Source organism: Arthrobacter livingstonensis (assembly GCF_003219815.1).
Taxonomy (GTDB): Bacteria; Actinomycetota; Actinomycetes; order Actinomycetales; family Micrococcaceae; genus Specibacter; species Specibacter livingstonensis.
In genome coordinates, this window is sequence record NZ_QJVD01000037.1 from 1 (window position 1) to 24,024 (window position 24,024).

A 24,024-nucleotide genomic window follows, 5' to 3' on the forward strand; every position below is an offset into this window, starting at 1 on the left:
ACGGCCACGCAGCTTGACTTTTGCAACATCCAAAAGATGGCGACGGCGGCGGGCCTGAAAAATGGCCAGACCAACAAACCCTATGACGTCTCCAAGATCTCCAACCTGATTGGCTCGGTGCAAGTGGCCCCGATCGACATGGCCACGGCGTATGCCACCTTCGCCAGCGGCGGCGTGCGCTGCCAGCCCATCGCGCTGACCTCCATCACCGATTCAACCGGAAAGGGCTATCCGGTGCCCGGCGCCAATTGCCAGCGGACCATGACCCAGGAAGTGGCAGCAGGGGTGACGCACGCACTGCATTACATGCTCACCAACGGTTCGGGTTATGCCATCCCGCTCAATGACAAGGACACGGCCTTTGCCAAAACGGGGACCACCGACTGGAACGTCCAGACCTGGACGGTGGGCGCCAACTCCGGCATCGCCACAGCAGCCTGGTTCGGCAGCTACCAGGGCAACGGTGCGCAATGGCACAACCAAAACATCACCATCAACGGCGTCTACTACCCCAACATCGACGGCAACCAGCTGGCCGGCTCCAACTGGGCCGCCGTCATGAACGCCGCCGCGGGCAGCTATGCACGCAAACCGCTGACTGCGCCCCCAGCGAAGATGCTCAGTAAAACGGCCCCGTTGATCGCCGGAACCAACAACCCCATGGCCGGCAGCGGCGTACCCGTGCAACAGCACAACACAGGCAAGACGCAACAGCAGCCCAAGGCGCCGGGAAGGAAGGACACGCCAGCCAAGCACAAGAAGGGCTGATCAGGCAGCCGGGGCGTCCGAAGTCGAGCCAGGCAACGCCGTCAGCAGAACGGTCCCGTCCGGCAGGCCCAGCCCGGTACCGGAGTGGTGGCTGCCGCTGCTGCCCAACCCCCATGCTCGGACAAGCTGGCGCGTCCTGCCACATGGCTTCGCCCGCGAAGAGCCCCGGCTACGGCACGTCGCGGGCCGTACAGTTAATCAGAGGTGTCACTGCCTTCGCATCAGGGCGCCTGGCCGCGGCCGCCGGGCCGTCCACCATCATCAATGGTGGCCGGTGGCCAGGAACTATTGCCACTGTCGAGAAGCCCGCCTCCGGTCCCTGATGCGCCAACTGCTCACCAACGCACCCGTCCCAGGCTTCAGGCGTAAAACTCGTAGTCACGGAAGGCAACCTGCACTGCCGAGGGATGAATGATGAACCTGCTTTCGAAGATAGAGGCAGTCTAATCCGCGATGACGTCGATAGGCGCCAAGAGGCACCCATCTAACTCAACCGAAAACCACGCCAACCACTGACATGTCGTCGGCACCACCAACGGCGAAAGTTCCCGAGAATACGCGAATTTTGTTAGACAGCACCACCCCTGAACATCCTGACGGTGAGATTCCCTTGGCCGTCGGTTCGAGTCCGGCCCGGGCACAACATGGCGCTGACCCGCGGTTATACTTCGCAGGCCAGTGGCACCGAAGGGCCAAATCACGTTTTACTCCCGTTTTGAACGAAAAGTTGGTCACGTTTCTGGGGTGTTTGTGGCCCAATCAGACTCCATTTATCGTCACGTTTTTCAACTGGTGGCGGGAATCCGCGGTTTTTCAAGGCCTGGACGATTTCAGGCTATGGCTGCCAAAAGTTGGCCCTCCGATCGTCCTATTCGTGGAACAGAACACTGCGCCGGGTTTCATAGACTCTCGGGGTTTAGTGTTTCTCGGCTGGATGATGCTGGCCTGCTAAAACCCCCCACGATTAAAGACGAAGTCCCCGCCCACTACGGTGGCTACGGCTGAAACATTCTGGGACTGTTCAATGGCAAGGCCTACGATGTCTTGGTCAAGAATGGTCAGGTCGGCGTCCATGCCGGCTGCCAGGGTGCCCAAGTGGGTCTCGTCGTGGGTCAGGTAGGCGCTGTCCGCAGTCAGTGCATGCAGTGCCGCTTGCTGGTCGAGCCTTTGCTCTTCGCCCAGGACCGAACCACCGCTGGTCAGCCTGGTCGCAGAGGTGCGGAAGGTGGCCAGGGCGTCCATCGGCGTGATGGGGCAATCCGAGTGCATGCCGAAGTGGAGGCCGCTGTCCTGCGCATCACGGGTCGGATCAATCCTCGCGGCACGTTCAGCACCAATGAACCTGTCGCGGTGCCGATCGCCCCAGTAGTAGACATGATTGGCAAAAATGGACGCCACGGAGCCTGACGCGACCAGCGACGAGATGTCGTTGGCCGATGCCATCTGCAGGTGTTCGACGCGATTCCGCGGATCACGTTCCGCGGAAACATGCGGAATCCGGCCTTGTCCGACGCAACACGGGCCAGTCCGGCTTGAAATGTGTTGACACTGTCAATACGGCAAAGCTCGACTTGACAGGGGGCTGCGCCTCCCCGACCGAAACGCCCGAATTCAGCCGCCTACCGCGGGCCCAATGGGTATCCGAAACAACGGCTGGACCACGTGGTGAACCCCACGACAATTTCCGCACTTTCACGACATGACCCAGGGCCTCCGGCGAACTCCTCTCGACATATTCGACACGAGCCCGGACAGGTCCAAGGACTTCGCAGCTCGCTTAGATTGCGCCGGCAGCATCACCTGCCGGGGCAAGGATCTGGCTCCGGGCTTCGTCCAGGTACGCGTAGGCCGTAACACGCGAGATATCCAGGCGTGCTGCGATCCTTTCTATTCCCTTCCGCATCTGTAGAACGCCCTGTTGATCCAGCTTGGTGAGCACGGAAATGCGGTCGCCACGGCTCATCTGGTCCGTAGATTTTCCGGTCTCGCGGATGGCTTCGGCAATCATCACATCCATCACGCCGATCAGGTCCTGTCCGAAGTACTCGTTTGGCTGCTCCGGTGAGGTCGGTGAATCCTGTGGCAGCAGGCCCTCGAGTAGGTTCCTGGCCTGATGAAGCGCGCTTACGTCAACGTTCACGCACAACGCGGCAATAATCCGGCCAGCCGAGTTGCGAAAATACACGGAGGAGCAACGCAGCTGGCGTCCGTCACTCGTAAGGCCACGGTACCCGAAGGCGTTGTGATCAGCCGACTGGTTGTGAAGCACCGCCGCCCCCAGACTCGAGGAGGGCCCACCGATCTCGCGTCCCGTGACCTGTCCGTTCTCAATCGCCGCGATCGTGTGGCCGAGATCGGGTTTTGGAGCCGAAAGATCGTGCAAAACGACTTCGCAGCCAGGCCCGGCAGCGGCGGCCATTGCGTGCATAACGGGGCGGAAGACCATGAGAATGTCGGCCACCGACTCATACGTTCCCATGTACGCAAGACTGTCTCCGAGGGGCTGTGTGGAACTCACCGTCGTACCATCCTCACTCATAAGTCATTCCTATACGCCAAAAGCAACATATACAAATTGTAAAGCTCGTAGACAAACTGTTCAAGTGGTGCTAATTTTGATTCAGCCGCGTCTTAGTGAGCGGCATCACTCATGTTTCGCGGCGGGCAAGGAGGCTCCCATGACAGGACTACAGCAGGTGCGGCCGGCATCACCGATGTCGGCACTTTCGAGTAAACAACGCCGTGCCATAGCAGGTGGGGCAATCGGCACCTTGATGGAATACTTCGACTACTACTTGTACGGGCTGGCCTCAGCCACCGTGTTCCCTGCGGTATTTTTCCCCCACGACAGTGCTGTCGTAGGAACGCTGGCATCCTTTGCAAGCTTCGCCTTCGGTTTCCTGCTTCGCCCAGTGGGCGGCCTCGTATTTGGCCATATTGGTGACAAGATGGGCCGCAAAACGTCTCTGATGATCACAGTCATTGGAATGGGTGTCTGCACGGCAGGCATCGGCCTCATTCCGTCCGCAAGTACCATCGGCATTGCTGCGCCAATTCTGCTCCTCTTCTTCCGTATGTTCCAGGGACTTTTCGTGGGTGGCGAAATGGGAGGGGCAGCATCGATTGTCGTCGAGCATGCACCTGCAGGCCGGCGCGGGCTCTTCGGAGCACTCCTGATCAGCGGGGCCGGCATCGCCAATGTCGCCTCTGCCGGACTCATGACAGCAGTTGGTTCCGGATCGCAGTCGTTCTTCATCACATGGGGCTGGCGGATCCCCTTCGTCTTCGCCGCGGTTCTCGCAATCGTCGCGGTCGTATTACGCTCCAAGTTGGAAGAATCCGATGAATTCAAGGAACTTGCTGCCGCACGGGCACTCAAGCCAAAAACGCGCAACTCACCGCTCAAGGATGTCTTCCGCCATCCGAAGAACGCAATTCTAGGTATCCTTATTGGTCTGCCACAAAGCATCGCCGGGTACATCGTGCTGACCTTCGGGCTGGCTTACATGGTCTCCAAGGGAACCCATGCACAAGTTGGTTTCATCGGTACGATGATCGTGGGTGTCTTGCAGATTTTCGCAGCCCCATTGTGGGGAAGTTTGTCGGATAAGATCGGCCGGCGCAAAGTTTACATCGGTGGCTGCATCGGCTTCGCCCTGCTCATTTACCCCACATTCGTTCTCTACGGCACACAGGTGGCAGTTCTCATCTGGTTGGGCATGATCATTGGATTCGTCATACCAGGGGTAGCCATGCAGGGCACGCTCCAGACGATGCTCGTTGAGATGTTCGACGTCGAAGCCCGCACCACCGGCGTGAATATCGGCTACCAGATCTCCAACACCATCGGTGGCGGCTTCGCCCCGCTCATCGCCACCGCACTATCCGTAGCCTTTGGCAGTGTGTGGCCGGTGATCGTCTACGCCGCCGTCATCTCACTCATCGGCATCATTGCCACCGCCTATGCTTCGTTCCGGCCCGACGTCGAGAACGCAGGTCGGCTGTACACGTAGCTGAGCCTGTCCGGCCAGCACGACATACGCCGATACATTTAAAAATATACCTACAGAGCTCAACCAGAAAAGGACACTCCATGACGTCAACTTCAAAGACCGCATTCCACACCACCAAGGCTCCCCAGCCCGCCGGCCCCTACAGCCAAGGTGTTGAGGCCAACGGATTCTTCTACACGGCAGGATTCGGCCCCCAGGACCCCGCTACCGGGACAGTCCCTGACTCCGCTGCCGACCAGACGCGGCAGGTGCTTCGTAACGTTCAGAGCATTCTCGCCGAGCGAGGTCTCACCATGGACGACTGCGTCAAGACCACCGTGCACCTTGCGGACTTGGCGGACTTTGCTGAATTCAACGAAGCCTACAAGGAGTTCTTCTCCGAGCCCTACCCCGTGCGCACCACCGTCGGATCGCAGCTGGCGAACATCCTCGTCGAGATCGACGTCGTCGCCGCCGTGCCCTCAGGCAAGTAGAACCCGGGAGAAGAAGCGATGACACAAGAGCTACTGTTGGAGCAGTTGGGGAATGAGCGGCTATCCCCAGTCGACAAGGGAATCCCGGCACGCGCCTTCGGCCTGACAGTGAAGGATTTTCTTGCCAGCGAGCCCAGGCTCTCCGAGTTCTGGACGCCGATCGTCGCACTGGATGACAGTGCGATCAAAGGCAACCTGGACTTGATGGCGCAGTGGTGTTCATCGCGCGGGCTCAAGCTCATGCCGCATGGAAAGACAACCATGGCCCCGGAGCTTTGGCAACGCCAGCTCGACGCCGGGTGCACAGGAATCACTCTTGCCACCATGGGCCAGGTCCGCACCGCGCGCACTTTCGGCCTGGACTCCATCATGCTGGCCAACGCCGTCGTCGATGAGCGGTCCTTGCGCTACCTCGCAGCCGAACTTGCCGACCCTGAGTTTCGCTTCCTCTGTTGGGCCGACTCGGTCGCGACGATCAAGGTCATGGAGCGGGCTCTACGAGCGGCAGGGACTCCACGGCCCGTGGACGTTTGTGTTGAGCTCGGAGCGCCCGACGGGCGGACCGGGGCACGCACCGTGGCGGAGGCCGTTGAGGTCGCCCGGTACGCGGCCGCTTCAGATGTCATCCGTCTGGCGGGCGTGGGCGGTTACGAGGGCTCCCTCGGCCACGACCGCTCGGCGGAAGCGTTGGATGCCGTACGGTCCTATCTCCAGCGCCAGGTCCAACTGCACCAGGAATTGGGCGGACTCTACGATGACGGGGAAATTTACGTCACCGCGGGAGGAAGCGCCTACTTCGACGTCGTCGCCGAGGTGTACGGTGCCGCGATGATCAACGACCAGCACACGCTCTGGACGCTGCGCAGCGGCGCCTACATCACGCACGACGACGGGTTCTACCGCTGCATCTCCCCCCTCGACGAGGGAATGCCGGAAGACCTGCCGGGCTCTGAAAAACTCCGTCCTGCAATTTGGGGACTGGCCAGGGTGGTCTCCCACCCCGAATCGGGACTGGCACTGATAGACGGCGGCAAGCGCGACTTCCCCTTCGACGAGGGGCTGCCGATCCCCCGACAGGTGTCTGACGAGCTCGGCAGCGAATGGATGCAACTCGACGGCGCCTCGATCCTGGCCATGAATGACCAGCACAGCTATCTGGGGCTCACCGGCCAGGACGTGGGAATCGGAGCGGTGGTCTCGTTGGGCCTGTCGCATCCGTGCACCACGTTCGACAAGTGGCACTACCTGCCCATGGTCGCTTCTCGAGACAGCGACCACGTCGTGGGCCTCATCCGGACCTTCTTCTAACCGACAAGTCTGAAAGGAAATCAACATGCGTTTGCTGATGTGCGGGGGCACCGTCGTCGACGACGGCGTCATGCGGAGGGCCGACGTCGCCATCGAAGGAAAGACGATCACGGCGGTTGGCGACGTCGTGCCGTCGACAGGTGATCAGATCATCGAGTGCCATGGCCGTCTCGTCCTGCCCGGATTCGTCGATGTCCATTCACACACCGACGGACTCGTGGAGGACAACGCCGTTCAACAGGCCCTGCTGAAACAAGGCGTGACGACGGTGGTGACAGGGCAGGACGGGGTCTCCTATGCACCAGGTAGCGGCGAGTACGCGAGTAACTACTTCGCCGCCATCAATGGCCGGCACCCCCACTATGACGGAGGCGGCGTAGCCGGCTATCTCGCAGCGGTCCAGGGCCGGTCCCGGCTCAATTTCGCCTACCTTGTCCCCGCGGGAACCGTACGTTCAGAAGTCTGCGGAAGATCCAGCGCTCCGGCCAACGAATCGCAGATCGCACGCATGGTCGCCTTGGTGGAGCAAGGGATGCGCGAAGGAGCTGTCGGCGTATCCACCGGGTTGGACTACGTGCCGGGCATCTTCGCAACCGCTGATGAGATCGCCGCATTGTGCAGTCCAGTCGCTGCCGCCGGAGGGCTCTATGTCACGCATATGCGCGGAGGCTATGAGGCGAATTCCGCCGCCGGCATTACTGAGATCGCCCATATCGCGGCGGAATCGGGCGCCCGCGTTCACATCTCCCACTTTCACGCGCAGGCCGCCATCATCAGCAGCCAATTGCAGCACCTCCGGAGTTTGGGAGTTGACACGACTTTCGATGCCTACCCCTATACCCGTGGTTGCACCTTACTGGCCATGCCGCTGCTGCCGCCGGAACTTTCCGTATTACCCGTCGAGACGGTCGTCGATCTCATCAGCGACCCTGGTGAGCGGACGCGACTGCGCAGAGACTGGTTCCCCAAAGTAGAGCGCAACGCAAGCCTGGGACCCGACTGGCCCTCAATGATCACCCTGGCCCACATTGCCGCCCCCGAATTCGCCTGGGCACACGGCCTCACCCTTGAAGCCGCAGCCATGCGAGCCGGCACCGATGCAATCGAGATTGCACTGGACCTGCTGGCCGCCTCCCAACTGGAGGTCAACGCCGTCATGGCGGTGCCGCACCAGCGCTCCGTCGTCGAACTGGCCACCATCTTCTCCCACGAAGGTCATATGGGCGGCTCCGACGGCATCTTCATCGGCGCCCACCCGCATCCACGCGCCCGCGGAACCTTCGCCAGATACCTGCGCGAATACGTGCGCGAAACACCCACCTGGTCATGGCCGGAAGCAGTACAGCACCTGTCCACCGCCCCGGCAGCGCGCTTCAGCCTCGGACAACGAGGCAGGATCGCGGCAGGCTGGGAGGCCGACCTCATCGTCGTCGACCCACACACGGTAGCTGACACCGCCACCTACGAAAAACCCCTCGCCGAAGCGATAGGAATCGACGACGTGGTCGTGGCCGGCCAACAGGTCCTGGCCAGCGGCAGACTCGCGACCACCACACCCGGCCGAGGCCTTCGACGCGAACACACCAAAAACTAGGATTATCGATGCCACACACTGCACGGACAACTGCAACCGCCGGACCCATTCCACGTCTGATCACCATCGGCGAGACGATGATGATGCTCACGCCCGAGCACGCCGAACCGTTGGCAACGGCAGCAAAACTGAGTCTTCATCCAGGTGGTGCAGAGTCGAATGTGGCCAGCCACGCCGCGCACCTTGGCGTCTCCTCGGCCTGGGTAAGCGTATTGGGAGATGACGTTCTCGGCCACCGCATCCGAACCTCCATTGAACTCCATGGAGTCGACGTTCAATGGGCGACCAACGATCCAGATGCTACTACCGGCGTCTATTTCAAGGACCCCGGACACGGCGTTCTCTACTACCGCCGGGATTCGGCAGCCTCTCGAATGAGTCCCTCCACAGTGGCGTCCGTGCCACTTGAACAAGCCGAGATTGTTCACCTCTCCGGAATTACACCAGCGCTCTCTCTGTCCTGCGCCGATCTTGTCGAGGCCGTGTTCGAACGTGTCGCCACAAATACAGCCCTACTGAGCTTCGACGTCAACTACCGGCCCTCACTCTGGCAAGCCGGAGCAGCGGCACCGGCACTGCTCGCCCTGGCAAACCGGGCAGACATTGTCTTCGTCGGCCTTGACGAAGCCCAGTCCCTATGGGGCTGCGTCACACCGGAGGACGTTCGCGCGATACTGCCGGACACCGGGCGGCTCATCGTAAAGGACGGCGACGTGGGAGCCACCGAATTCAACGCCGGGACACAGGTGTTCGAACCGGCCATTCCCACCGAGGTGATCGAGGCCGTAGGTGCCGGCGACGCCTTCGCAGCCGGGTACCTCTCTGCGGCCCTTCGAGGAAATCCCACAGCCGTCCGATTGCGGGCAGGCCACGAACGCGCGCGGCTCGTCCTGCTATCCACCAGTGACTTCACCGCCGACCCCTCCCCCACCCAATCCAGCCTCACGTAACCAAAATTCACGCATTCAAAGGACAGAGCAAAAAAATGATTAACAACGCACAGTTCAGCGACATGTTCACAACCGCACCACTGATGGCCATCCTTCGCGGCATGGGCACCGAACGCAGCCTCGCTGTAGCAACCACCGCCTGGGACCTCGGCATCGACGTCGTCGAACTCCCCATCCAGACAGAGGAAGACGTCAAGGCCCTCGAAGCTGTTGCCGACGCCGGACGTGAGCGGGGCAAAACAGTGGGTGCGGGCACCGTGGTCTCCATCGAACATGTTCGCCTGGCCGCCGCCGCAGGAGCCGCCTTCACGGTCAGCCCAGGCTTCGACTTGGAGGTCGTCCGGGCGTCTTCGGAGTCTGGGATGCCCCCCATGCCAGGAGTTGGATCTGCCACTGAGGTCCAGCTCGCACTGAAGTCGGGGCTGACGTGGCTCAAGGCGTTCCCGGCCTCCGTGCTGGGCACCCAATGGATCAAAGCAATGCACGGTCCATTCCCGCAGGCGAACTTTGTCACCACCGGCGGTATGGATGCTGCCAACGCGGGTGCTTTCCTGGCTGCGGGAGCACGCGTCGTCGCCGTAGGTTCAGCGCTTGAAGATCCCGACCAGCTTCCCCGGCTCGCAGCGCTGCTCGGCGATGACGGCCCACGCCGGTCGGCAGGGCAGTAGTGTCAACCCGGACCGAGCTGCTCGCGTTCGTGGACGCCAAGCTGGCCTACGAGATCGATGCAGTAGCGGCCGCTGCCGCCCAAGCCAGCGGCTCCGCAGTGATCATCGACACCCGTAAACAGCAATCATGGGACCACGGCCATATAGCCGGCGCGCTCCACTTGCCCAACGCGTCCTTGGATGCCCTGCCACAAACCCTCCCCCGCGACCGCTGCCTGATCGTTTACGGATGGGGCCCGGGCTGCAACGGCGCAACCCACACCACACGCCAACTGCTCACTGCCGGCTTCGACGTCCGCGAACTAATTGGCGGCTACGAATACTGGGTACGCAACGGATTCGCAATTGAGACTGCAGGTACAACAAGCCACCCTGAGCCGGACCCGCTGGTCACCGCTGAACCACACCAGTAGGCGGCACCATTTCCGTGATGTGCCGTGGATTCCCCGTAGTCCCTGGTGGCGCACGAATGCCCGCGCACAGCGTGCCGAGCGCTCCACAGAACAGGACGTTGACCACGGATTTCCGCTGTCTTACGCCCACCCTGCGTGCTGCCCCGACTGTCCCCCACCGCGGACGATTATCCCCGAAACGCCAATCACCGGTCAGTCAACCCCGGTCATTGACAGTTTTCCGTCATGGCGCCGGCGGGCACTGCCACATAGGCTTCCAGCGCGATCCGGTTCGCCCGTCGACGAGGTCGGCGTAGAGACCGGAGATCTCAGTCAGCATAAGGTGCAGGGACCATCCATCAGTTGCAATGTGGTGCATGCTGCATAGGAGCGAACGGTCGCGGACGCATGCCCGGGGAAACTCTCTGCTGGTTCCGGTCGACAACAACGCCAAGACGGCGAGGCCGAACCAAGCAACAAACTTCAATTGGGTGCGCAACAGGACCAAGGCCGACTACGGGGACCTCACACTCGAAGGCATCAAGGACGGCGAGTTTCGAGCATTCTTCGGAGACAACTCCGTGGCACCCCCATTCAACATCGCGGCCATGCCGGGCGGGTTCACCGAGTTCATCAAACGCAACCGCGTCGAAGCTTACATTGGCGCCGACGGTGAAGTCGCTCCCCTGTGGCCCGGACACCTCGACGCAGGCGCGAAGAACCTCCCCCAGACCCAGGGCGCCGTGCGCGAATTCATTCGCAACGCCTGCGACGCCATCGAGCACCGCACGGAAGCACTCACTCACCCATGCAGGCTGACAATCCATCCGGACGGTCACTGTCACCTTTACCGGCTCACCGTGTCTCGTATGTAAGTCCATCATTATGGCTGCGAAGATGCCCGCGATCGTGCCGGAGGTTGTGGTTCCGCCACCCCTGCCACCCGTGCAGTTGGCTTCGCCTGAGGTAGCGCGTGTTCTGACGTACAAGATGATGAACGACGCCAAGAGCGCCATCGGTAATCAACAGAAGGCGTCAACACAATTTGCGATGGAGGTGCTTGACACCACCAAGGATGTTGCCCTCACATTCTCAGGACGCTCGAGAAGCGCGGCGTCGTCAGCGCCCCAAACGACTCCTGGGCGAGGGAAGTCCTCACCGCAAAGCCACAGCCATAAGGGAATTTGGAGCGGAGCCGCGATGAAAGCAGGGCACCGTCGACGGCTTGTCAATCCCAGTGAACCGTGCATCTCCTTTGGCTGCTGCCCGAGGCGTAAAATGGTGGGAACAGCTGGCGCCAGACGTTACCCGAAGGGCATTTCAGGCAAACCTGTTTTCACGGCAATAGCCACCGCAGGCCAAAAGAACATCGGGAACGAAAAGCAGCCACTCCCCTTTTACTCCCCCTTTTCAACTAAGAACTGCGGCAATGCCGACATGCCACGGCCTTCGGAAACAACGAAAGCACCGCAAACACGCGGATTTTGATACTCAACCGCACCCCTTAACCTCCAGATGGTGAGATTCTCTTGGCCGCCGGTTCGAGTCCGGCCCGGGGCGCCATACGGTTCTGACCTGCGGTTATAGTCCGCAGGCCAGTGGCGCCGAAGGGCCAAATCACGTTTCACTCACGTTTTTGAACGAAAAGTTGGTCACGATTCTGGCGTGTTGGGGCCAAATATGTTGCCGTTTCTCGTCACGTATTTCAACCCGCGGGCGGGAAATCCGCGGAAATCCACCGTATTCCCTGGCATGGGCGATTTACGACTGTGGCTGCCAAAAGTTGGCCCTCCGATCTTCCTACTCCCGGCACTGGGCACCGTCCGTTAGCCAAAACGTCCCTCGAGACTGCAAGCAGCCCGGCGCGGCAGACTCGATCTTCCAGCTCTCGTAGTCCGGCAACCTTGCCGTGAACCACCACCTCAACGCTCGGCCCCGCAGGATCCTGGGCGGCAGGACCCCCGCGCAAGCCATGGAACAGCTACTATCGCAACCAGTGAATTCTCTTGGTGCGACGACCGCCTGAATTCGCCGACGGCTTACGGGACAGTGGCGGTGCGGTCGCCCAGGGTGGAAATTGCTGTTGGCTGTCACCGGCTTGTCCGAGGCTTCAGTTCAGCGAACTGTCGTTGGGCTTTTGAATGTCCGGTGGTGTCGTTCGGCGTGGTCGCGCGGTAGTGTCACCGTATGCCCACGAAAGAGCCGCAAACTGAACTGATTCCCGATCCATCCGCGATTGCTGCTCTAGTGGCGCAATTGGTGGAGGGAACATGGCCCGGCTCCGATAAAGAGCGTGTGAGTCTCTTCGAGCGCCTGCTGGTCGAATCTGGGGAACGCTTGAACCAAAACTTGGAAGGATCCCCATCGGCCTCCCATACACTATCCACTGAAGTGCCCGGTATTTCTTTTGCCTCATGGAGCTCATATAACGGCAAGTTCATGAGCATCCACTTCCATGTCTACTCGTTCCCGGAGGCCAAAACCTCTGTCACCCGGCTCGGTCACGACGCTGTTTGGGCCATTCTGACAAATCTGTACGGGCAGCCCACCAGACTGTCGAACAACGAAGAAGTGCCTCCTAGCAGTTGGAAGGTCAATGGCCGGACAATAGACACGCACTTCTTCGACAGGCGCGACAGCTCATTGATGTTAAGCATTTCTGACGGTGAACTCTCTGCGGCAGCGGATGCTGAAGTCGCTCGAGACTCCCACGATTCAGACCCTATCAAGCCATCCCGCTAGGGAACGCTCATCGGGACCGCTCAAAGATGTCCCGCTGAAGGGATCCCTCAGCGAGGATCGACCGGAGCCACCGGCTTGTGGATGAAGTGTGAGAAGGTGCTGATATGGCTTCCCCGCAGGCTTTAAGCGAGACCGATCGCCGTATCGTCGCGACGTGGGCCGCGGACTGTGCGGAGCGCGTCCTAGCGGGAGTTTCCTAGCTATTTCGTTTTTGAAGGCTCCGACAAAATAAAAACCGCGTAGGTTGCGGCGTGTCGGGGCCTTCATTATTTTACCGAAATATGTATGACCTAAAGTATTGTAGATGGTATGGCGCTCTATAAGAAAACGGTCAACGGCAAGGTGTACTGGTACCTGCGTGAAATGGCGCGGGTCGACGGTAAGCCGAAGATGGTCTCCGAGCGGTATCTGGGTTCCGCGAAGGACCTTGAGAAGCTGCTCGATGCCAAGGAGGCGGTCTCCGTTCCGGAGAAGACCCGGCATCTGGGCTTCGGGGACAGTGCCGCGGTCTGGGGCATCCTGGGCCGGCTGGATGTTGCCGGGATCATCGATTCGGTCCTGGGCGCCCGACGCAAGGACGCCGGGGCCTCCGTGGGGACGTACCTGGCATTGGCGGCGTTGAACCGGGTCGTGGCGCCGACTTCCAAGCTGGGTTTCGCTGATTGGTGGAAGTCCACGGCGGCGGACCGCTTCACGAAGATCCCCGCCAAGGTGTTGGACCACCGTCGCTTCTGGGATGCCATGCACGGCGTGTCCCTTCCAGAGCTGGCGGTGATTGAGGAACGCATCGCGGTGGCAATGGTGACCGAATTCAACCTCGACATTTCGGCCCTGGCCCTGGACATGACGAACTTCGCGACCTACATTGATTCGGCCAACGAGGCGGCCCCGATGGCTCAGCGTGGCAAGGCGAAGCAGAAGCGGGCCGACCTGCGCCTGGTCGGGCTGGGCCTGGTCATCACCCGCGACGGCGGCATACCGTTGCTCGCCCACGCCTACCCGGGCAATAAGCCCGATGTCACCCAGTTCCCGCTCATGATCGATGCGCTGGGCACCAGACACAAGAAGCTCGCCGAGACTGCCGGAATTTCAGCCTCTCCGGAGGTGACGGTGGTTTTTGATGCCGGACAGAACTCGGCCTCCAACTTCACGCAAGTCATTGACACCGCCCTGGCCTTCGTCGGCTCCGTGCCGCCCTCCCACGTCCCGGACCTACTGAAAATTCCCGCCACCGACCGCAAGGCCGTGGATGCGGCCCGGTTCGGCGGACTCAGCGCGACCGAGACCCGCAGGGTCGTCTACGGTACCGAACGCAGGGTGATCCTCATCCACTCACCAACCCTGCACGCCAAGCAAGTCGCCGGGTTCGCCCAGACCCTGGCCAAGGCCCAGCTGAAACTCGACGAGCTCGCCGATACCCTGGCCCGTGGCAAGGCAAGGCGTACGACCACGGAACTGGCAGCGCATATCAAGACCATCACCGCCGATTCCTGGCTGCGCCGCGTCCTGGAGGTCACCATCACCGGTGACACCCCGGCCACCCACCGGCTCACCACCACCGTCAACGAGGAAGCAAAGGCGGAACTCGAAGAAGAAGTCTTCGGCAAAAGGGTTCTGGTCACCTCCCACGAGAACTGGCCTGTCGCGGATCTCGTGGAAGCTTACCGCTCCCAATCCGATGCCGAGTTCGGATTCCGGCAACTCAAAGACCCCCACGTCGTCTCGTTCTCACCCATGAATCACTGGAGCGAGCACAACATCCGCATCCACACCTTCACCTGTGTCTTGGCACTGCAAATCGCCCACCTCATGCGCCGAGAAGCCGACAAAGCTGGCGAACACCACTCCGTTCGGGAACTTCTGGAACGCCTCGCGAGCATCGGTGAAACCGTGATGATCTACCCCTCCACCGGCGGACGCCCCAAAGCCCGACGCATGCTCACCGAAGACATCGACACCCACGCCAAACTTGCCGAGATCTTCAACCTCAACAAATGGGCACCCAAGAAAAATTAGGTCATACACTCCCAACCACTCAAAAGCGCCTCTGACCAGCACAAACACCAGTCTGACCTCAATTAGCTAGGAAACTCCCGCTAGGCCTTGAGCAGACCCATGGCGATGAGCGCCCTACGGTAGATCCCTTTGATGACGAGTTCCTTGCGGGCGTTGTACTGCATGGAGTGTTCACCAGCGGCCCGTGTGGTGCCTCATGTCAAGATGCTCGCCAAATGAGACCCGTCGCCGCCGCTACGCACGGTCTACGATAGGCTGGATGTATTAAGCCCCAGCCCCTCTGCCATCGGCAAGGGCTGGCTTTCTTTAACTCGAAGGGGCCATCCTGGAACCGAAGCCGCACCGCACCTACGAGCAACAGCTGGAAATCCTCCTCTCACGAGGCATGCTCGTCCCCCGCCACGACGATGCCCTGCGAGGTCTGCGGAATATTGGTTTCTACCGATTGGCCGCCTACTGTTATCCCTTCCGCAAAATTCACCACGTTGACGCGGACGGGTCCGTTGTCCGCTCGGATCTGCTGAAAGCAGGATCGACGTTCGATGACGCCCACGCGTAGTGGACGTTTGACCAGCAACTCCGCCTCCTCCTGCTGGAGGCGTTGGAACAGATCGAAGTCGCCCTGCGTGTTCGGACGGCTCACTGCATCGGCGCCCAGGATCCTTTCGCGCACTTGAACGCGACCCACTTGGACACGGCCTGCTGTTTGGCACCCGTTCAGACCCGCAAGGGATAATGACAGCCCATCACTGGTGGGTGAGCCGTTACGAAGAAAAGCTTGCAAGCACCCACGATGACATTCTGCGGCTGTACAGGTCCCGCTGGGAACTCAAACCCCGTGTATGGGTCGCCGTTGAACTGCTTGACGCCGGGATGCCCTCGACCTTCTTCAGGCAGTTTCTGACCAAAGCCCAGCAAAGTGAAATCTCCCGGACCTTCGGAATCACCCGGGGCAGTTTCCTCGTCAACTGGATCAAAGTCCTCAATCACATCCACAACGTGTGCGCCCACCATGCATGTCCCTGGAACCAACCAGTGACCTTCCGGCTCCAGCGAATACCAACGCGAATGTCACCCGTTCTTGATCCACTCCATGAACTGACCGGAACGCCAAAATCCCGCATCTACTCGGTCCTGTACCTCTGCGCGTTCCTCCTTGACAGTCTCAGAGACAACAGAGACCGGACGAACAAGGCATACACCCTCCTTTTCGCGTTCCCCAACCTTCCGGGACCGGCCATCAACGACATCGGGGCACCAGAGAACTGGCGGACTCACGCAATCTGGGAAGCCCAAACTAAGCACACCCGGCGGTTGGACGAAAACGGACGAGTGTAAGGTGTTAATCAGTGCACCATTTACGCTGGTCTCGAGGAGTTGGCGACCGTGAAAGAACTTCGGAACATACCCCGCTGGGCATTGAGACTTTCCCTTTGCGTGGCCGCAGTGGCAGCTACTTTTGTAGTCATCGGGGTCTTCCATGCGCTAATTGGTGCCGGGGCGACGCAAGTCCTCTTTGACGTTTTGATTGCCGGCGCGCTGGCGCTCGGCGCCTGGTCCGTCGCAGTCAAGGGAAACCCCGCCCTCTCGAGGCGTCGGGACACCCCGCCCAACCGTCGGAGCCCCCTCGAGTGGTGACTTCGGCCACCGTTGTTTCACTGTGTGACCAGGCTCCCGGGCCGCGGGTCGTGAATATGGCCGGGTTCCAAAACCTCGGCGCTGCCGGTGTCGAACTGGACGGGGCCACGTATGAGAAACTTCTCGCCGCGGAACAGAGCAACTGCGCCACCATCCGGCCCTGCACGGTGCGAGAATTGCCTCCATGGCGCAAATTGAAACCAACGGGCCCGCAGAGCCGCTGCTTCCGGTGACTCCGGTAAATACCCGTGGCGTGAGATTCGCACAGGGACTGCCCGCGATCTGGGGTGACGCACTTGGCCGGTCAGCGATTCGATCGGGCCAGGCGTTGTTGGTCCTGACCCTTGTCGCGGTGGTCATCTGGGCTCTCACGCGGGTCCCCCTCGTCTTCACTCCGATCCTCCTTTCACTGATCCTTGCCGCGGCGATCAGCCCCATGGTCCATTGGCTGAGCAGACACCGTTGGCCCCGGGCCGTGGCGGTGCTGACATCATTCGTGGCGATCCTGGCCGTCTTCGGCGGCGTGATCACCGGTATTGTCTTTCTGATCCGGTCCCAGTCAAAAGACCTGGCGGCCCAAGCAGACATCGGCATCGACCGGCTGCACGGACTGCTCGTCCAAGGCCCCTACCCGGTCACGGACGCCCAAATCAGTTCCATCCGTGACGCCATACAAAAATTCATCCTCAGCGCCACTTTTGGAAACGAAGCCCTGACCGGGCTCCGCGTTGCCGCTGAGGTAGTCGTCGGAGCGATTTTGATGGCCGTCATCTTGTTCTTCTTTCTCAAGGACGGGGAAAAGATCCGCAACTTCCTCTTCGGTTTCCTCCCCGCAGCCCAACGCACGAAGGCCCACGTAGCGGCGGATCACGGTGCCGTCGTGCTGGGCGGATACGTGCGCGGCACCGCGCTGGTGGCGTTGACTGACGCGCTCATCATCGGCCTGGCCCTGGCCATCATGCGCGTGCCCCTGGCGCTGCCGCTGGCCGTATTCGTGTTCATCGGCGGATTTATTCCGATCGTGGGCGCCACCGCCGCCGGGACCCTGGCCGTCGTGGCGGCCCTGATCTTCAACGGCCCGGTCCCGGCCCTCGTGGTGGTCATTGTCCTTGTTGGCGCCAACCAGCTCGAACACCACGTCCTCCAGCCGCTGCTGATGGGCAAGGTCCTGCGCATCCACGGCCTGGCCATCCTCCTCGCCCTCGCCGCCGGGACCACCCTGGCAGGGCTGGTCGGAGCCCTGCTGGCCGTGCCGCTCACCGCCGTCGGCTGGTCGATCATTAAAGTCTGGACCGGACGGGACGCCCTCGCGGCAACGCCACCCGACGCGCCCGCGGCGGCCGTCGAGCCTCCCGGGGCCGCTGGCCCCCCGGCCGGCAAGGCGCAGGCATAATTTCCTCACGGGCGGCAGGAGGACGCCCTGAAAACACCCGAATCGGAGGGAAACCAACTGCGCGCAGGATGCCAGCGCGGCCAGGTCGTCGCATGGTTAGTCAGTATCCACCCGTCTAATTTGAGGTTCGGCTGAGCCACGGATTTTGTTGATTTTGTAATTTTGTGCGAAGGCTCATGCAGACCGATTCGCTTATTCATCGCCATCGGGTCCGCGTCCAATTTCATGCCCGTCACCGGCGGAAGCCTTCCCCTGGCACCTGTGGCCCAGGTGCACTCGATGGTTGGCGCACGTGGTTCGGCTCGGATTCAGGTGTCGCGGGAGGGGTGATCAAATTAGCGCCAACCGATGTTCCGCTTGCTCCCATGCCGGTTACCGAGAGGACTTCTGGCCTACAAACGGCCCAAGTCGCACGTCGGCGCTGCCCGCGATGAGGACGGTGACACAGGTGTCAGGGCTGACCTATTTTTCCTTTTGTGGCCCACCCGTTGATTACGACAACTCCAACGAAAGCAAGTGCGGCAGTAAAAAGAAGCCCAGTGAATGGTTCCAGATATTTGCCAAAGTTATACCCGGCAAAGGTGCAGACCAAAACGGTAAAGATAGTCGCAAGCCGCTTTATTCCCATACTGTCAATCCTCTCACGACCGCTCGATGGTTGACCGTAGTGTTTGCGAAACGATAGAGGTAGATCCACCACTCAAAATGCCGAACAAGTCGCCGACACCGACGGTCGCATTCAGGCAAGGCTCGTCATCAATCCCATGGTTTGTCAGCATTAGTGACCGCTCAAGGTTTCCTTGCGGGAGTGAGGGAGGTCCGGCAGCAGGCGGGCATGTGCGTCAAGCGGAACCTTCGCCCTTGGTGCTGCTCCGGTTGGCCCGGGGTTAGCTGCGTGTGGCGCGATCGTGAACAGTGACTGCGTACCCGTCGGGATCCTGAAACACGAATGTCATTCCGAACGGGCCCTCAAAGGGTTCCCGAAGGATGGTCGCACCAGCATCCGCGACAGCGTGGTGCAGGGCGACGGCCTCAGGATCATGCAGCCAGAGCGCGACGCCGAGCCCCAGCTGACCGGATCCGAGATCCACTCCCGGTTCGGGGTCGCGCACCGCGAAGGTCGGCTGGGTGTCGAAGACGACAGCGTGCGGAGGCGAGAATGGTGCCCGGGTCAGACCGACGGTGTTCTCGTAGAAGGCTGCAGCCCTCTCGAGGTCGCGTACCTGCAGGGCAATGAAGTCGGGACCAGTGACGGCCATGGTGATTCTCCTTATATGTCAGTTTCCTTACATCAAATACTATGTCAGAATTCTTACATGAGCAACCAAGAACAACAGGTCGGATACGTGGTGAAGCAGGCACAATCATTGCTCCGCCTTCGCATGGAGGAGGCGCTGCACCCGTACGCCCTCACTGTTTCCCAGTACTCGTGTCTTCACCACCTACTTCGCGAGCCGGGTATCTCCGCCGCGGGGCTGGCCCGCGCCACGTTCATGACGCGCCAGTCCATGAACTCGATGCTGCAGCAATTGCTCGAACGTGAATTGGTCGAACGGCCCGCCCGCCCCGCGTCCGGTCGCGCGTTACCGACCGCACTCACGGCGGCGGGTGTTGATCTCCTCGCCGCCGCACAGGCTGAAGTGGACGGAGTCGAACGACGGATGCTTTCGGGACTTAGCCCGTCCGAGCTCATCTCGCTCACTCACGGTCTCAACGCTTGCGTGAAAGCGCTGGGAGACTGAGTTTGTAAGAAGGACCGTTCAAGGCCCGTGAGACGTTCCATGAGCGACTGCCAAGATCCCTGCACTCATGAGAGCTGCCGCGAAGCATCCAAGACGCCGCCTGATTCCGCCTCGGATTGTCCGCGGAAAATCGATTCCTCCCACAGCGGCAGGGTCGCGTGGCCCGACGTGATCCAACCCTCCGGTCACCCGATTCTGGGATGTCCTCCACGCCATTGAATTCGCCTGCCGGGTACTTTCCTGCCGCTGTGTTCAAGCGCCCATCACGGATGAGGGTGTAGCGTTCGACGGCGTCGCGGTAACCGGCAGGATGCATGTTGCGCACCGCATCGCCGGCGTGATAACTTTCCGGTAATCGTGATCAACCGGCAGGAGGTGAGACCCATGAACGCAGTATCCATAGTGGGCGCTCCCTGCGGTCCGCGATCGCGCGACTGAGATAGTCGCCGCCGGGAGCGCCCGAGAAGGCAATTCGCGAAAGGCGACTCCCATGAACACAAGCCCTTTTTCAACCCTGCACTTCACCTCGACGACGACCTCCGACCGGCCGAGGTCCGAGCAGGCTCAGTCGCAGGTCGACGCCACACAGCGGGTGCGCGCCGCGCGTGAGCGAGCGTTGGTCCTCGGTGGTGGCGGATCGGCAGGCAATGCCTGGTTGATCGGCGTCATCACCGGCCTCTTTGATGCCGGTTTGGATGTGATCGGGGCCGATCTGGTCATCGGGACGTCGGCCGGATCGACGGCCGCGGCCCAGATATCGGGCGCGAGTCCGACCCAACTGCTTGCCGACATCCTCGCCGCTGTGCCCCAGCCACTGACTGGTCAGCTCGGATCCGACCGTGGACGCGTTCCCATCCGGCCGGCGGTGAACCATATGGACAGAACGGGCAAGATCATCGCCGCCGCCCACGATCCGGCCGACATGCGCCGCAGAATGGGGGCGGCGGCGCTCGGCCTGGATGCGGCGTCGGACGGTTCCGGGCAAACACAGTGGCGCGCTGTCGTCGCCGGCCGGCTGCCCAGCCAGCAGTGGCCGGAACGACCGTTGCTCATCACTGCGGTCGATGCCCATACCGGTGGACCAGTCGTGTTCGACCGCCACAGCGGAGTCGACCTGGCTGACGCCGTCGCTGCCAGTTGTGCCAGCGGCCCTGCCTACAGAATCGGGGACAACCGATACATCGACGGCGGCTACCGGCGATCCAGCGAGAATGCCGACCTGGCAGTCGGATACGGGCGTGTGCTGGTGCTCTCACCACTTGGCGGCAGAACACGGCACCCGCTTGACTGGGGCATGCAGCTCGCGACGCAGGTCGACGAGCTACGCGCCCGCGGCAGCAGAGTCGAAACCATCTTGCCGGACAGCAACTCCCTCAACGCATTCGGCAGTAACATGATGGATCTGTCGACGCGTCCGGCCGGGGCCCGGGCCGGCTACGACCAAGGCACCGCCCTTGCCGGGCAACTCACAGAATTCTGGCGCTAAACCCACGAAACCAGTCGACCCGGGTAGGCGTGAGCCCACCCGCTCATGCCACGGGGCCGCTTGGCGGGAGATGCCTCACGCTACCTTGCTGCCCAGTTCCAGCACCGCGAACTCCCACGTTTTCGGCAACGGCACATGATTTGACCTTGCTTTGGGTGATGTTGGCACTCCCCTCCGTTTCCTTGCGGCCCCGATGATGGCTACCGGCAAGTCATTGAGCCGGGTCGGAGCCGACGATGATGAGTTGTTCAGTCATCGCCGGGTCCTTCGCCAGCTGGAGTCCGGCGATGAGCCCCTGGACGCGGGACCTGATGTCGTCCCGGATGGGACGCACGGCGTCCAAGCCCTGCCCGGCGGGGTCTTCGAGTTCCCAGTCCTCGTAGCGCTTGCCGGGGAAGATCGGGCAGGTGTCACCGCAGCCCATGGTGATGACGACGTCGGACTCCCGCACTGCGTCTGTGGTCAGGACCTTGGGGATCTCTGTGGACAGATCGATGCCCTCCTCGGCCATGGCGGCCACCGCGGCCTGGTTGACCGATTCGGCAGGTTCGGAGCCGGCGGAGCGGACCTCGATCGCGCCGTCGGAAAGGGCGGTGAGGTAAGCGGCGGCCATCTGGGAACGGCCGGCATTGTGCACGCAGACAAACAGGACGGAAGGCTTCTTGGCGGTGGTGCTCATGAATTCATGCTCCTCAAGGGAAGTCGTGGGATGTTGGCGCGAACTGACATTGGTTAGTTGGCAAAGAACCGTTTACGTCCCCAGAGGGCGGCATGGACCAGGGCGATAAGGACGGGAACCTCGATCAGGGGACCGACGACGCCGGCCAGGGCCTGGCCGGAGGTGACGCCGAAGGTGCTGATCGCCACGGCGATGGCCAGTTCAAAGTTGTTCCCCGACGCCGTAAAGGCCAGGGTGGTGGTCCTGGCGTAGCCAAGCTGCAGGGCGCGGCCGATGACCATGCCGGCACCGAAGACGACCACGAAGTAGACGAGCAGGGGCAGGGCGATCCGGACCACGTCCAGCGGACGCGAGGTGATCGTGTCCCCCTGCAAAGCAAAAAGCAGGGCGATGGTGAAGAGCAGCCCATAGAGCGCCCACGGGCCCAGCCTGGGCAGGAACTTTCCCTCGTACCAGTTGCGGCCCATGGCCTTTTCCCCGATGGTGCGGGTCAGGAAACCTGCCAGCAGCGGAATCCCGAGAAACACGAGCACGGAGACGGTGATGGACCAGATCGAGAAGTCAGCACTGGTGATCGGAAGTCCCAACCAACCGGGGAGCACCTGGAGGTAGAACCAGCCCAGGGCACCGAAGGCAACAACCTGGAAGACGGAGTTGATGAAGACCAGCACCGCGGCGGCTTCACGGTCCCCGCAGGCCAGGTCATTCCAGATCATGACCATGGCGATGCAGCGCGCCAGGCCAACAATGATCAGCCCTGTGCGGTATTCGGGCAGGTCGGGAACGAAGATCCAAGCCAGTGCAAACATGAACGCCGGAGCCGCCACCCAATTAATGATCAACGAGGTGATGAGCAACTTACGGTCGGCAAGGACTTTGCCGGTTTCGTTGTAGCGGACCTTCGCCAACACCGGATACATCATCACCAACAGGCCCACGGCGATCGGCAGGGAGACTGAGCCGATCTTTACTGCGTCCAGGGCGGTGTTCAGGCCGGGGACGAACCTGCCCAGCAGGAGGCCCACAGCCATGGCGGCGATGATCCACACCGGCAGGAACCGATCCAGGGTGGAGAGTTTGCCGACGACGACGGCCTGCCCAACGGGAGGGGTGGTGGTCTTCGTACTCACAAGGCTCCTCGCAGGTTCTGCGTAAGATTGATGATTGTCAATGCAAGAAGTATTGACCGCTATATCGACAATTGTCAATCTATGGGCATAATGGGTGGATGAACACCGTGCAAACCCTTGAGATCAACGCCACGGAGGCGTGTTGTGCACCAACACAACACCCGGCCCTCGGCGCGGCGGATGCCCAGGTTGCTGCGCGAGTCCTCAAGGCACTCTCCGACCCCAGCAGGCTGCGCCTGCTCTCCATCGTCAAGGCCGGCGAAAGTGGCGAGGCCTGCGTGTGCGATCTGACCGAACCGCTGGACTTGGGCCAGCCCACCGTCTCCCACCACCTTAAGATCCTGGTCGACGCCGGACTCCTGAAGCGGGAGAAGCGCGGCACCTGGGCGTACTACTCCTTGGTCCCCGGCGCCTTGGAAGCTGCGTCAGCGGGCATCCTGGCACTGTGAGTGCCGACATACGCAACATGCTGGCTGCCGACTGGGCCGCCGTGGAACGGATCCAGGCTGGAGGGACCGCCGGTGGCAACGCAACGTTCGCCGACGCCCCGCCCATGGAGGATTTCTCAGCCTCCAGGATCCCTGCGCTACGCATTGCAGCCACCGATGAACGGGGCCGGGTGCAGGGTTGGGCGGCTGCCACCGCCACGTCATCCAGGGAGGTCTACCGGGGAGCCGTTGAGCACTACGTCTGCGTCGGTCCCGAAGCCGCTGGCCGAGGCGTCGGGATGTCGATGCTGCGCGAATTGGCCGAGCGCGCGTACCTGCGGATACTGGACGATCCAAACCTGTTTCTTCCCCGAGACCCTGCCCAGCCTGGCCCTCCATGACAAAGCAGAAGTCCCGCGTGTGTGCCACCGCGAACGCATCGCCCAGATGGCGCCCGGCCCTCGGGCCGGGCAATGGCGCGATATCGTGCTCTGCGAATTGCGTCCCTAACCAGCACGGACCGGCCTGATCCTTGGCGGACAACGGAGTATGGTCATGGCTGTTCAGCTTGCAGGGGGCAGGTGCTCGGGAAATGATTCCTTCG

General features: G+C 61.5%; 25 protein-coding genes. 19 read left to right on the top strand and 6 right to left on the bottom strand.

From position 1 onward, the window contains the following. Nucleotides 1–768 (top strand): penicillin-binding transpeptidase domain-containing protein (locus CVV68_RS20595; protein WP_281268314.1); only part of this gene is annotated, 768 nt, incomplete at its 5' end. Nucleotides 769–1,716: 948 nt separating this feature from the next. Here CVV68_RS20595 and CVV68_RS20605 read toward each other — a convergent pair. Further along, the gene (locus CVV68_RS20605) at nucleotides 1,717–2,307 is read right to left on the bottom strand and encodes an amidohydrolase family protein (protein WP_306415716.1); all 591 of its coding nucleotides are present in this window, start codon (nucleotides 2,305–2,307) and stop codon (nucleotides 1,717–1,719) included. Nucleotides 2,308–2,545: 238 nt separating this feature from the next. After that, the gene (locus tag CVV68_RS20610) at nucleotides 2,546–3,307 is read right to left on the bottom strand and encodes a helix-turn-helix transcriptional regulator (RefSeq protein WP_110502880.1); all 762 of its coding nucleotides are present in this window, start codon (nucleotides 3,305–3,307) and stop codon (nucleotides 2,546–2,548) included. A 139-nt stretch (nucleotides 3,308–3,446) separates the two neighbouring features. Between CVV68_RS20610 and CVV68_RS20615 the strand changes: the two genes are divergently transcribed. The 10 genes from CVV68_RS20615 (at nucleotide 3,447) to CVV68_RS20665 (ending at nucleotide 14,924) form a co-directional block, all read left to right on the top strand. After that, the gene (locus CVV68_RS20615) at nucleotides 3,447–4,781 is read left to right on the top strand and encodes an MFS transporter (protein ID WP_245933689.1); all 1,335 of its coding nucleotides are present in this window, start codon (nucleotides 3,447–3,449) and stop codon (nucleotides 4,779–4,781) included. Between the two features lie 80 nt (nucleotides 4,782–4,861). Beyond that, nucleotides 4,862–5,254, top strand: a complete 393-nt coding sequence (locus CVV68_RS20620; RefSeq protein ID WP_110502881.1) for a RidA family protein — start codon at nucleotides 4,862–4,864, stop codon at nucleotides 5,252–5,254. Between the two features lie 18 nt (nucleotides 5,255–5,272). Next, nucleotides 5,273–6,562, top strand: coding sequence for a type III PLP-dependent enzyme domain-containing protein (locus CVV68_RS20625; protein WP_110502882.1), 1,290 nt, complete (start codon nucleotides 5,273–5,275; stop codon nucleotides 6,560–6,562). Nucleotides 6,563–6,587: 25 nt separating this feature from the next. After that, complete coding sequence (locus CVV68_RS20630; RefSeq protein WP_110502883.1) at nucleotides 6,588–8,156, top strand: N-acyl-D-amino-acid deacylase family protein; 1,569 nt, start codon at nucleotides 6,588–6,590, stop codon at nucleotides 8,154–8,156. An 8-nt stretch (nucleotides 8,157–8,164) separates the two neighbouring features. Then, a complete protein-coding gene (locus tag CVV68_RS20635; protein WP_211320938.1) occupies nucleotides 8,165–9,106 on the top strand; it encodes a sugar kinase in 942 nt (313 codons plus the stop codon). Nucleotides 9,107–9,141: 35 nt separating this feature from the next. Next, complete coding sequence (locus CVV68_RS20640) at nucleotides 9,142–9,774, top strand: bifunctional 4-hydroxy-2-oxoglutarate aldolase/2-dehydro-3-deoxy-phosphogluconate aldolase (protein ID WP_110502884.1); 633 nt, start codon at nucleotides 9,142–9,144, stop codon at nucleotides 9,772–9,774. Then, the gene (locus CVV68_RS20645) at nucleotides 9,774–10,187 is read left to right on the top strand and encodes a rhodanese-like domain-containing protein (protein WP_245933690.1); all 414 of its coding nucleotides are present in this window, start codon (nucleotides 9,774–9,776) and stop codon (nucleotides 10,185–10,187) included. Before CVV68_RS20640 ends, CVV68_RS20645 begins: the two co-directional genes overlap by 1 nt. 470 nt (nucleotides 10,188–10,657) lie before the next feature. Continuing rightward, nucleotides 10,658–11,041, top strand: a complete 384-nt coding sequence (locus CVV68_RS20655) for a hypothetical protein (protein ID WP_146238981.1) — start codon at nucleotides 10,658–10,660, stop codon at nucleotides 11,039–11,041. A gap of 1,312 nt (nucleotides 11,042–12,353) precedes the next feature. Next, on the top strand, nucleotides 12,354–12,908 hold the full coding sequence (locus tag CVV68_RS23285) for a hypothetical protein (protein ID WP_146238982.1): 555 nt from the start codon (nucleotides 12,354–12,356) through the stop codon (nucleotides 12,906–12,908). Nucleotides 12,909–13,217: 309 nt separating this feature from the next. Further along, nucleotides 13,218–14,924 (top strand): IS1634 family transposase, encoded by a 1,707-nt coding sequence (locus CVV68_RS20665; RefSeq protein ID WP_110502888.1) that lies wholly within the window; start codon nucleotides 13,218–13,220, stop codon nucleotides 14,922–14,924. Between the two features lie 376 nt (nucleotides 14,925–15,300). Here CVV68_RS20665 and CVV68_RS23660 read toward each other — a convergent pair whose 3' ends face one another. Continuing rightward, the gene (locus CVV68_RS23660) at nucleotides 15,301–15,567 is read right to left on the bottom strand and encodes a hypothetical protein (protein WP_211320939.1); all 267 of its coding nucleotides are present in this window, start codon (nucleotides 15,565–15,567) and stop codon (nucleotides 15,301–15,303) included. Here CVV68_RS23660 and CVV68_RS24980 point away from each other — a divergent pair. From CVV68_RS24980 to CVV68_RS20685, 4 genes are all read left to right on the top strand, one after another. After that, nucleotides 15,526–15,660 (top strand): hypothetical protein, encoded by a 135-nt coding sequence (locus CVV68_RS24980; protein ID WP_170133274.1) that lies wholly within the window; start codon nucleotides 15,526–15,528, stop codon nucleotides 15,658–15,660. The two genes, CVV68_RS23660 and CVV68_RS24980, sit on opposite strands and share 42 nt — an antisense overlap. Next, complete coding sequence (locus CVV68_RS20675) at nucleotides 15,660–16,262, top strand: Abi family protein (protein ID WP_110502890.1); 603 nt, start codon at nucleotides 15,660–15,662, stop codon at nucleotides 16,260–16,262. Before CVV68_RS24980 ends, CVV68_RS20675 begins: the two co-directional genes overlap by 1 nt. Nucleotides 16,263–16,361: 99 nt before the next feature. Further along, entirely contained in the window at nucleotides 16,362–16,562 is a 201-nt protein-coding gene (locus CVV68_RS20680; protein WP_110502891.1) for a hypothetical protein, read from the top strand. A 184-nt stretch (nucleotides 16,563–16,746) separates the two neighbouring features. Continuing rightward, nucleotides 16,747–17,955, top strand: coding sequence for an AI-2E family transporter (locus tag CVV68_RS20685; protein ID WP_110502892.1), 1,209 nt, complete (start codon nucleotides 16,747–16,749; stop codon nucleotides 17,953–17,955). An 887-nt stretch (nucleotides 17,956–18,842) separates the two neighbouring features. Here CVV68_RS20685 and CVV68_RS20690 read toward each other — a convergent pair. Next, nucleotides 18,843–19,214: a VOC family protein gene (locus CVV68_RS20690; RefSeq protein WP_110502893.1), complete on the bottom strand. Its 372-nt coding sequence runs from the start codon at nucleotides 19,212–19,214 to the stop codon at nucleotides 18,843–18,845. Between the two features lie 57 nt (nucleotides 19,215–19,271). Between CVV68_RS20690 and CVV68_RS20695 the strand changes: the two genes are divergently transcribed. Next, nucleotides 19,272–19,697, top strand: a complete 426-nt coding sequence (locus tag CVV68_RS20695) for a MarR family winged helix-turn-helix transcriptional regulator (protein WP_110502894.1) — start codon at nucleotides 19,272–19,274, stop codon at nucleotides 19,695–19,697. Between the two features lie 490 nt (nucleotides 19,698–20,187). Next, nucleotides 20,188–21,183 carry a patatin-like phospholipase family protein gene (locus tag CVV68_RS20700; RefSeq protein WP_110502895.1) on the top strand — a complete coding sequence of 332 codons (996 nt, stop codon included), beginning with the start codon at nucleotides 20,188–20,190 and terminating at the stop codon, nucleotides 21,181–21,183. A 211-nt stretch (nucleotides 21,184–21,394) separates the two neighbouring features. On the opposite strand, the gene CVV68_RS20705 is transcribed toward CVV68_RS20700, so the two are convergent. Then, nucleotides 21,395–21,862: an arsenate reductase ArsC gene (locus CVV68_RS20705; protein WP_110502896.1), complete on the bottom strand. Its 468-nt coding sequence runs from the start codon at nucleotides 21,860–21,862 to the stop codon at nucleotides 21,395–21,397. Between the two features lie 53 nt (nucleotides 21,863–21,915). Next, nucleotides 21,916–22,992 (bottom strand): ACR3 family arsenite efflux transporter, encoded by a 1,077-nt coding sequence (arsB, locus tag CVV68_RS20710; protein WP_110502897.1) that lies wholly within the window; start codon nucleotides 22,990–22,992, stop codon nucleotides 21,916–21,918. Nucleotides 22,993–23,090: 98 nt separating this feature from the next. On the opposite strand from arsB, the gene CVV68_RS20715 reads away from it, so the two are divergent. Next, on the top strand, nucleotides 23,091–23,441 hold the full coding sequence (locus CVV68_RS20715) for an ArsR/SmtB family transcription factor (protein WP_110502898.1): 351 nt from the start codon (nucleotides 23,091–23,093) through the stop codon (nucleotides 23,439–23,441). Next, nucleotides 23,438–23,821: a GNAT family N-acetyltransferase gene (locus tag CVV68_RS20720; protein ID WP_245933691.1), complete on the top strand. Its 384-nt coding sequence runs from the start codon at nucleotides 23,438–23,440 to the stop codon at nucleotides 23,819–23,821. Before CVV68_RS20715 ends, CVV68_RS20720 begins: the two co-directional genes overlap by 4 nt. Nucleotides 23,822–24,024: the final 203 nt, after the last annotated feature.

What these genes read in the sequence shown, in the direction of transcription:
- CVV68_RS20610 (WP_110502880.1), bottom strand. Translation starts at nt 3,307, where the DNA reads ATGAGTGAGGATGGTACGACGGTGAGTTCCACACAGCCCCTCGGAGAC.
- CVV68_RS20615 (WP_245933689.1), top strand. Translation starts at nt 3,447, where the DNA reads ATGACAGGACTACAGCAGGTGCGGCCGGCATCACCGATGTCGGCACTT.
- CVV68_RS20620 (WP_110502881.1), top strand. Translation starts at nt 4,862, where the DNA reads ATGACGTCAACTTCAAAGACCGCATTCCACACCACCAAGGCTCCCCAG.
- CVV68_RS20625 (WP_110502882.1), top strand. Translation starts at nt 5,273, where the DNA reads ATGACACAAGAGCTACTGTTGGAGCAGTTGGGGAATGAGCGGCTATCC.
- CVV68_RS20630 (WP_110502883.1), top strand. Translation starts at nt 6,588, where the DNA reads ATGCGTTTGCTGATGTGCGGGGGCACCGTCGTCGACGACGGCGTCATG.
- CVV68_RS20635 (WP_211320938.1), top strand. Translation starts at nt 8,165, where the DNA reads ATGCCACACACTGCACGGACAACTGCAACCGCCGGACCCATTCCACGT.
- CVV68_RS20640 (WP_110502884.1), top strand. Translation starts at nt 9,142, where the DNA reads ATGATTAACAACGCACAGTTCAGCGACATGTTCACAACCGCACCACTG.
- CVV68_RS23285 (WP_146238982.1), top strand. Translation starts at nt 12,354, where the DNA reads ATGCCCACGAAAGAGCCGCAAACTGAACTGATTCCCGATCCATCCGCG.
- CVV68_RS20665 (WP_110502888.1), top strand. Translation starts at nt 13,218, where the DNA reads ATGGCGCTCTATAAGAAAACGGTCAACGGCAAGGTGTACTGGTACCTG.
- CVV68_RS20675 (WP_110502890.1), top strand. Translation starts at nt 15,660, where the DNA reads ATGACAGCCCATCACTGGTGGGTGAGCCGTTACGAAGAAAAGCTTGCA.
- CVV68_RS20685 (WP_110502892.1), top strand. Translation starts at nt 16,747, where the DNA reads ATGGCGCAAATTGAAACCAACGGGCCCGCAGAGCCGCTGCTTCCGGTG.
- CVV68_RS20690 (WP_110502893.1), bottom strand. Translation starts at nt 19,214, where the DNA reads ATGGCCGTCACTGGTCCCGACTTCATTGCCCTGCAGGTACGCGACCTC.
- CVV68_RS20695 (WP_110502894.1), top strand. Translation starts at nt 19,272, where the DNA reads ATGAGCAACCAAGAACAACAGGTCGGATACGTGGTGAAGCAGGCACAA.
- CVV68_RS20700 (WP_110502895.1), top strand. Translation starts at nt 20,188, where the DNA reads ATGAACACAAGCCCTTTTTCAACCCTGCACTTCACCTCGACGACGACC.
- CVV68_RS20705 (WP_110502896.1), bottom strand. Translation starts at nt 21,862, where the DNA reads ATGAGCACCACCGCCAAGAAGCCTTCCGTCCTGTTTGTCTGCGTGCAC.
- CVV68_RS20715 (WP_110502898.1), top strand. Translation starts at nt 23,091, where the DNA reads ATGAACACCGTGCAAACCCTTGAGATCAACGCCACGGAGGCGTGTTGT.